This window comes from Corynebacterium sp. 212_CJEI (genome assembly GCF_001055915.1).
Classification (GTDB): Bacteria; Actinomycetota; Actinomycetes; order Mycobacteriales; family Mycobacteriaceae; genus Corynebacterium; species Corynebacterium jeikeium_D.
This window is the reverse complement of the sequence record NZ_JVPT01000036.1, coordinates 1-6,966: the sequence shown is the minus strand read 5'-3', so window position 1 is coordinate 6,966 and position 6,966 is coordinate 1. Positions and strand designations below refer to the sequence as shown.

5 protein-coding genes are annotated in these 6,966 nt (G+C 60.8%); 3 read left to right on the top strand and 2 right to left on the bottom strand.

Annotation, left to right across the window (positions count from 1 at the left end):
* Positions 1-268: 268 nt before the first annotated feature.
* Positions 269-457 carry a hypothetical protein gene (locus ADB02_RS03280; protein ID WP_016423317.1) on the bottom strand — a complete coding sequence of 63 codons (189 nt, stop codon included), beginning with the start codon at positions 455-457 and terminating at the stop codon, positions 269-271.
* 74 nt (positions 458-531) lie between these two features.
* Between ADB02_RS03280 and ADB02_RS03275 the strand changes: the two genes are divergently transcribed.
* The 3 genes from ADB02_RS03275 to ADB02_RS03265 all read left to right on the top strand — a co-directional run bounded on the left by ADB02_RS03275 (position 532) and on the right by ADB02_RS03265 (position 5,567).
* Complete coding sequence (locus tag ADB02_RS03275) at positions 532-3,048, top strand: helicase-associated domain-containing protein (RefSeq protein ID WP_049189655.1); 2,517 nt, start codon at positions 532-534, stop codon at positions 3,046-3,048.
* Positions 3,049-3,196: 148 nt separating this feature from the next.
* A complete protein-coding gene (locus ADB02_RS03270; protein ID WP_016423319.1) occupies positions 3,197-4,900 on the top strand; it encodes a DNA repair helicase XPB in 1,704 nt (567 codons plus the stop codon).
* Between the two features lie 25 nt (positions 4,901-4,925).
* Positions 4,926-5,567 carry a DUF3239 domain-containing protein gene (locus ADB02_RS03265; protein ID WP_049171985.1) on the top strand — a complete coding sequence of 214 codons (642 nt, stop codon included), beginning with the start codon at positions 4,926-4,928 and terminating at the stop codon, positions 5,565-5,567.
* A gap of 132 nt (positions 5,568-5,699) precedes the next feature.
* Here the strand turns inward: ADB02_RS03265 and ADB02_RS03260 are convergent, their stop codons facing one another.
* Complete coding sequence (locus ADB02_RS03260) at positions 5,700-6,842, bottom strand: alpha/beta hydrolase (RefSeq protein ID WP_049171987.1); 1,143 nt, start codon at positions 6,840-6,842, stop codon at positions 5,700-5,702.
* Positions 6,843-6,966: the final 124 nt, after the last annotated feature.

Here is a 6,966-nt window from a genome sequence, read left to right as displayed (position 1 = left end):
ATGACAAAAATGGCCCGAAAAATGGCTTGAAAGTGTCATAAACTTACACAGTTTCACATTTGCAGCCCGCATCCATGGGGCCATTCCGGTGGATTGGCCAAAAAACTGGGCTTGAATAAGCCCCCGCCCACTTCAAGCCCCCACTTCAAGCGCCCCTACTCAAGCCCCCGCCCCGAGGCCACTGATGTGAAAACCCGCAGCCATGGCTGAACTAGCAGTCACGGCTGCGGGCCTCCAGCAGAAGTAGCTCTGCTAAGAATCTAAAAGATTACTTGTTAATCACCGTGGTCGGGTGCACGTAACCCAGAGTCTCCGGATCAACCGGGAACTCAATGTCGCCGAAAGGCGAATCTGCACCAGCGTGGTGAGCAATCAGTTCAGTAACAGCGTGCTGACCAGGCTCGAGGTCCTTCGGCCAGCCGGGATCGACATAGGATTTCTTTGCAACGTTAGCCATGCTGAGATTATCCCAAAAATTTTCTCCCCAGTCACCTTCTCCCCTCCTTAAATCTCACTAAAGTGGGGATTGTCATGACTAGCACCACCCCCTTTGCACTCTTTTCCGACTGGCTGGCAGGTCAACCAGACCAATTTGTGGGCACTATCCTCAGCAATCGCCCCGATGCGCTGTCGCCACCGCCGAAGTCTTCCCAGGTGCTAGCGGCAAGGCTCCAGCTCCGCGCTTCTGTCTCCCGCGCGCTGACCAGACTGCCCGCACTGGAGCTCGCCTGCATTGAGGCTGCCGCTGACCTCGGTGCCGACGCCGAACCCGTCACTGCGGACGCCCTCATCGACTACATTCTCGACTTACTCTCTCGAGCAGAGGTTCCCGCCAATCAACGGCCCACGGCCACGCATATTCGGACAAGCCTCGATACCCTGCGCGAATACGGCCTCATCTGGGGCAACGGCCCCGGCCCCCGCGGCACCTTCACCGGCAAGTCCACCCGCAAGAAGCCTCTGCCCTGGCAGGACTACTTCTGCCTCAGCGATGAGGTCGCCACCTCGTTGCCACCTGGCTGGTATCTTCTGCCCAATCCCGATGGCCCAAGCCGCAGTCAGCTACGCACGGCACTCACCGAGGTTACAGACAGACAGCAGCGGCTTCTGGACACCCTCGCCAACTCCGGAGGTCTCGGCGTTACAAAGGACGCTCATCCGGATGCCGACCCTTCGCTGCCGGTCCCAGCGCTCATCAACGCCGGCCTGCTCGAACGCATCGACGAGGGCACCGTCCGCCTGCCCGCCACCGTTCGCGCGCTTATGCGTGGAGTCGGGCTTGCCGACGACGACGTCCCCCTGCGCCCCGAAACCCCCGCTACCCACGTGATTGCCAGCGGTAACGACCGTGCTGCCGCCACTGCCTGGGAAACTTTGCGACAGGCGACTGACCTGCTGGACTTGCTGGGAACCGACCCCGCGCCGACATTGAAAAACGGTGTCATTGGAGTGCGGGAAACCCGCAGTCTCATCGAGGAGCTCGGCGTCGACATCTCGGAGTTGGCTCGCGGCGTGGCTAACCTCAGTGCAGCGGGGCTGGTTCATGTCGGCACTCCGCATCCGCTGCCACTGCATGACACCGGTGGTGACTATTTCGCCCCCACGCTGGCAGCCGACGGCTTCCTCGACGCCGATCTGGTTGACCGGTGGGTGAGTTTGACGGTCGGCACTCGCACTAGCGACGCAGCTCCCTGGCGGGTCGACCAGCTCAATGAGGAAGGCAAGCGCATTGCTCTACTCTCCCCACAAGCTCGGCTCTCCGGGGTACCGTCAATCCGGGAAATGGTGCTGGCCTGCTGTGCGCAGGTGGCGTCGTCGGCAAGCGACAACGACATCGTTGCTCTGACTGACCTGCGTGAATGCGCCGCCTACTACTACCCGATTACCAACGCGAGGTGCACGGACGAGACGCTCAGTGGCGTGGTCGACGAGCTGGTCGCCCTCGGCATCGTCGTGCGGGACCCGGGCGTGGAAACGATTTCCGTCGGCCTTAGCGAGGTTGGCAAAGCCATGGTCGCGCTCATCGAATCCGGCACCGCCGAGGCCTTCGACGATCTGCGTGCCGCCTGTAACAACCTCTTGCCACCGAACGCCTCGTACCTGATGGTTCAGGCGGACAACACCATCGTCGTACCGGGCCCCGCATCCCCGGAGATGGAACGCATGCTCAGTTCGATTGCGCAGCTGGAATCTCCCGGCCTCGCCAGCGTCTACCGCGTGACCGAAGACAGCCTTCGCGATGCCCTCGACGCCGGCATCAATGCCGCCGATATCTCGGAGTTTCTTTCGCGCTACGCCGTCGGCGAGGTGCCGCAGTCCATTACCTATTTGCTTGACGACGTCGCCCGCCGCCACGGTCGTCTCCGCGGTGGCCCCGCAGCTTCGTTTATCCGCTGTGACGATCCGGCCCTGCTGGCCTCATTCCAGAGTCACCAGGCTGGACAAAGCCTGGCGTTGCGGAAGATTGCCGAAACGGTGCTAATTAGCCAGGCCCCGCTTGCCCAGGTGATTGAGACCGCTAGAAATGCGGGCTTTTCCATCATCGCCGAAGATGCAGAGGGTTTGGTGCTGGATCTCGGTCGCGCTCCCTGCCGCATTGAGGCGCCAGCTCCGGTGCCTACTGCGCGTACAACGATGCCCGAACCGGAACGCATCAGCCAGGCGTTGACGGCTATTGCCGATGGCAACCGTGCTGCTGAGCACGCTGGTAGTTCCAGTGGCACTGCAGCCAGTGGCAACACTGCTGGGGTCTCTGGCTCGGCTGCGGATTCGGCGACAGGTACGGGCACGGCTGCCGGTGCCAGCGCTAGCACCGGTGGCACGAGCGACTACGCCTCCGGCACCGAAGCGTTCAAGCTTCTGCAGCGCGCGGCTCGCCATGGCGACGACCTGTATTTGAGCTACGTTGACCGCAACGGCAAACCCGGCCGCAAGCGCGTGCGCCCAGTCACCGTCTCCGGTGGGCAGGTCGATGCTATCGACCCGGCCACCAGTCAAGTGCTGCGCTTCCTGCTGCATCGCATTACCGAAGTACATCCTGTCGACTAGGCGGCGGGCGCGCGGACCGTCGTAAAGCGATGCAGAAGCGAATGTGGCGGTTCGGGATGATTCGAGCCCGTGCCGCATCTTCTGCGTAATCGTGGCAGAATTGACCTTTAGCTTATTTTTGGTCGAATGTCTGCGAGGCGAGGAAATAATGGGTTTCGGCACGGGTCCGCTGATCGTCCAATCGGACAAGACGGTGCTGCTGGAGGTCGATAATCCGGAGGCGGATGCGGCACGCGCGGCGCTGGCACCGTTCGCGGAGCTCGAACGTGCTCCTGAACATGTGCACACCTACCGCATCACCCCGCTGGCGCTGTGGAATGCCCGCGCCGCCGGTCACGACGCGGAGCAGGTGGTCGATGTCCTCGAGCGCTTCTCCAAGTTCCCCGTCCCACAGCCGCTGCTTATCGACGTCGCGGAGACCATGGACCGCTACGGTCGCCTGAGCCTGACCAAGCATCCAGCTCACGGCCTTATTCTGGTTTCACACGACCCTGCGGTACTGGCCGAGGTGACCAAGCACAAAAAGATTCGTCCGATGCTCGGCGAGCAAATCGACGCCGACACCTGGACCGTGCACCCCTCCGAGCGAGGCCGAATCAAACAGGAGCTGCTGAAGGTCGGTTGGCCGGCCAATGACACCGCCGGCTACATCGATGGTGAGGCACACGCCATCGCTTGGCAGGATCAGGGCACCGGCGGCCACGACACCTGGGAACTGCGCGACTACCAACGCATGGCGGCTGATTCCTTCCGCGAAGGTGGCTCCGGCGTCGTGGTGCTGCCCTGTGGCGCAGGCAAGACAATCGTCGGTGCGGCGGCCATGGTAGACGCGCAGCGCACCACTTTGATTCTGGTCACCAACACCGTCGCCGGCAGGCAGTGGCGCGACGAGCTGCTGCGACGCACCTCGCTGACCGAGGACGAAATCGGCGAGTACTCCGGCGAAAAGAAGGAAATTCGCCCCGTCACCATTGCGACCTACCAAGTGGTCACGCGCAAGACTAAGGGAGAATACCGCGCACTCGAGCTATTCGATTCCCGCGACTGGGGCCTCATCATCTACGACGAGGTCCACCTCCTGCCCGCTCCCGTGTTCCGAATGAGTGCGGATCTGCAGTCGCGCCGTCGACTGGGGCTCACCGCTACCCTGGTGCGCGAAGATGGCCGCGAGGGCGATGTCTTCAGCCTGATTGGCCCGAAGCGCTACGACGCCCCATGGAAGGACATTGAAGCCCAGGGCTGGATCGCACCGGCAGACTGCGTTGAGGTCCGCGTGACCCCGACCGAGTCCGAGCGCATGCTCTACGCCACGGCTGAGGCCTCCGACAGGTATCGTCTGGCCGCAACGACGCCGACGAAGATTCCCGTCGTCAAGCAAATCCTTGCCCGACACGAGGGCGAACCCGCTCTGGTGATTGGTGCCTACCTGGATCAGCTCGAAGAGATCGGCGAAGAGCTCGGCGTCGACGTCATCGAAGGAAAGACGTCCAACGCCAAACGCGAGGAGCTCTTTGGGAAGTTCCGGCGCGGCGAGATCAACACGCTGGTGGTCTCCAAGGTTGCGAACTTTTCCATCGACCTTCCCGAAGCCTCTGTCGCCGTGCAAATCTCCGGCACCTTCGGTTCCCGACAGGAGGAGGCACAGCGCCTGGGGCGTCTCCTGCGCCCGAAGTCCGATGGTGGTGGCGCCGTCTTTTACTCGGTGGTGACTCGCGATACGCTCGATACCGAATACGCAGCTCACCGCCAGCGTTTCCTGGCGGAACAGGGCTACGCCTACCGAATCGTCGACGCAGACGAGTACCTCGGGCCCTCCCTGCCCGGTGATTCCACCGCTAGCTCGGAATCCTAGAAAACTGGATAACTAAAGGACTGCCATGAACTTTCACTTCCCCGTCAACCGCGAGCACACCAACGCCAACAACGAGTACTACCGCGATGCCCGCCGACTGCTCATCTCCTCCGGCATTTTCTCTGCTCTGCTGCTCGTCGGCGCTGTGCTGGTTCTAATAGTTTTCGACCGCACGCCGTTTGTTATCGGCAGCGCGGTTGTGCTTTTCGCCCTCGCGGCTCTCTACGTCGGCGTTACCTTCCAGGTGCGACGCGCAATTAAGGATCCGCAAGAGCTTTACGACGAATCCCCGCTGGTTCCGGCCATGATTGCGCGTGTGGATGAGCGGACCATGGTGCTGATGACCCTGGTGGACATGCGTAAAAACCCCTCCGATGGCGAGCCCGTCCCGGCCCTGGCTACACGTACGGTCACCACGATTTCCGGTGTCCCCCGCCGCGTGGGCGCGAAGGTGCCAGCTGTTGCTGTGGCCGGTACACACAAGAGCCGCACCGAGTTCTACGACGAGATCACCCCAGTGCCGCTCGCGTGGTCCACTCCAGACAAGTCAATCATTGCCCAAGCCCAGCGCAATATTCCTGTCAACGATTGGAATGTGCTCGAACGCAACATCGACCGGGTGGAAGAGGTACACGCAACGAAGCGCAACCTCCTGCCGCTGAACTAGTCCGGGGGCTGTTAGCCCCCGACATTTTGGCACTGAACTGTTCTAGACCCGCCCCCGATTTCCCTTAGCAGCGCCCCCTCCGCGGTGCTCACATGCACGGCGAGAGCGCCATTGGGAACTGAAACGGATTGACTAGCTCTTGCCCCATGACTCTTCGTTCTGCCGGTCGATCGCTTCCTTATCGTATTCACCTGCCGGATCCTCTGGCAGCTCACGTTCCGTGTGAGTGGCCTCTAGAATGAACCGCGCCGCGTCCGTAATCTGTTCTCGCTGAACCTTTGGAACCGCAATCTGGTGAGTCGCCAAGAATACCGCCTGAGAGGCCTCTCCCCCTGCCTCCTCAACCTTCTTCAGGTACTCGGTAGCTGGCCGAACGACAGTATCGCGGGAGGCCGCCTGAACGTGGACACGCATGCTTCGCGACGGCTCATGCAATCCCGGTGACACTTCCTTTGCCGAATCATCAGAGGTGCCGAAGAATGCCTGCAACCACACCGCAGGAGCACCACGCAGGTCTAGAGCCGGGGCAACGAGCAACAGAGCAACCGGAGTGTCTTGACTAATCTGGTCCACCGCAGAAACAACGTTGTGGCCGCCTGAAGAGACACCATAGAGAACTATCGGGTTCTGATCACTGATGGGCATTGCACCCAATTTTTGAAGCTGCAACGAATCATCTGCAACAGATGCGACTACCCGCGCGATGTCATTGACGGCCTCAGATACTTTATGCTCTGGCGCGAGACGGTAATCCACATCCACAACAATTGCGCCCGATCGGGCTGCCAGGGCAGCCATATTTGGGCCGAAGGAATTCTCACGCAGACTGCCGTCACCCATCCAGAAAGCGCCGCCGTGTGCAGCAACTACCACAGACCCGGTTGGATCCTGCGGGACAAAAACCCGAACCGGAACGCTAGGACTATCCCCCACCGTCGTATCCGTCACCTCTACCTTGCCGTCGGCATACGCAAGGTATGGCGAAGAGTGGTTGACAGCCGCCCCCAGGACCATCATCGAACCGTGAATAATGGCGTCTGGCATACGAGCGCCGCGGTCATTGACTGACGCACGAGCCTTCTTAATGTCTTCCTCAGAGGCACCCAAGGGGACAACCTCGCTCAAGTAGGAATAGGCCGAGACGTGTTCTTCGAGCCATTCAATAAGCTGTTGTAGCTTACCTTCTTCGGTCGTTACGGGAGTGAAGTTGTCTTGAGCCTCGTCCTCAGAAGAAGCGAGGTTAACCACATCGGAGTTAGGTGTCTGATTAGTCATAGAGACAGTCTGCCACAGAGAGCCAACGAGGATTCACCAAAAGAGGAAACCGAGGATCCGATCGACGCTTAGTTAATTCCGTTTACCTGTGGGTAAAACAAAAGTGGGCCGCAGCACCCAACCC

What these genes read in the sequence shown, in the direction of transcription:
- ADB02_RS03280 (WP_016423317.1), bottom strand. Translation starts at nt 457, where the DNA reads ATGGCTAACGTTGCAAAGAAATCCTATGTCGATCCCGGCTGGCCGAAG.
- ADB02_RS03275 (WP_049189655.1), top strand. Translation starts at nt 532, where the DNA reads ATGACTAGCACCACCCCCTTTGCACTCTTTTCCGACTGGCTGGCAGGT.
- ADB02_RS03270 (WP_016423319.1), top strand. Translation starts at nt 3,197, where the DNA reads ATGGGTTTCGGCACGGGTCCGCTGATCGTCCAATCGGACAAGACGGTG.
- ADB02_RS03265 (WP_049171985.1), top strand. Translation starts at nt 4,926, where the DNA reads ATGAACTTTCACTTCCCCGTCAACCGCGAGCACACCAACGCCAACAAC.
- ADB02_RS03260 (WP_049171987.1), bottom strand. Translation starts at nt 6,842, where the DNA reads ATGACTAATCAGACACCTAACTCCGATGTGGTTAACCTCGCTTCTTCT.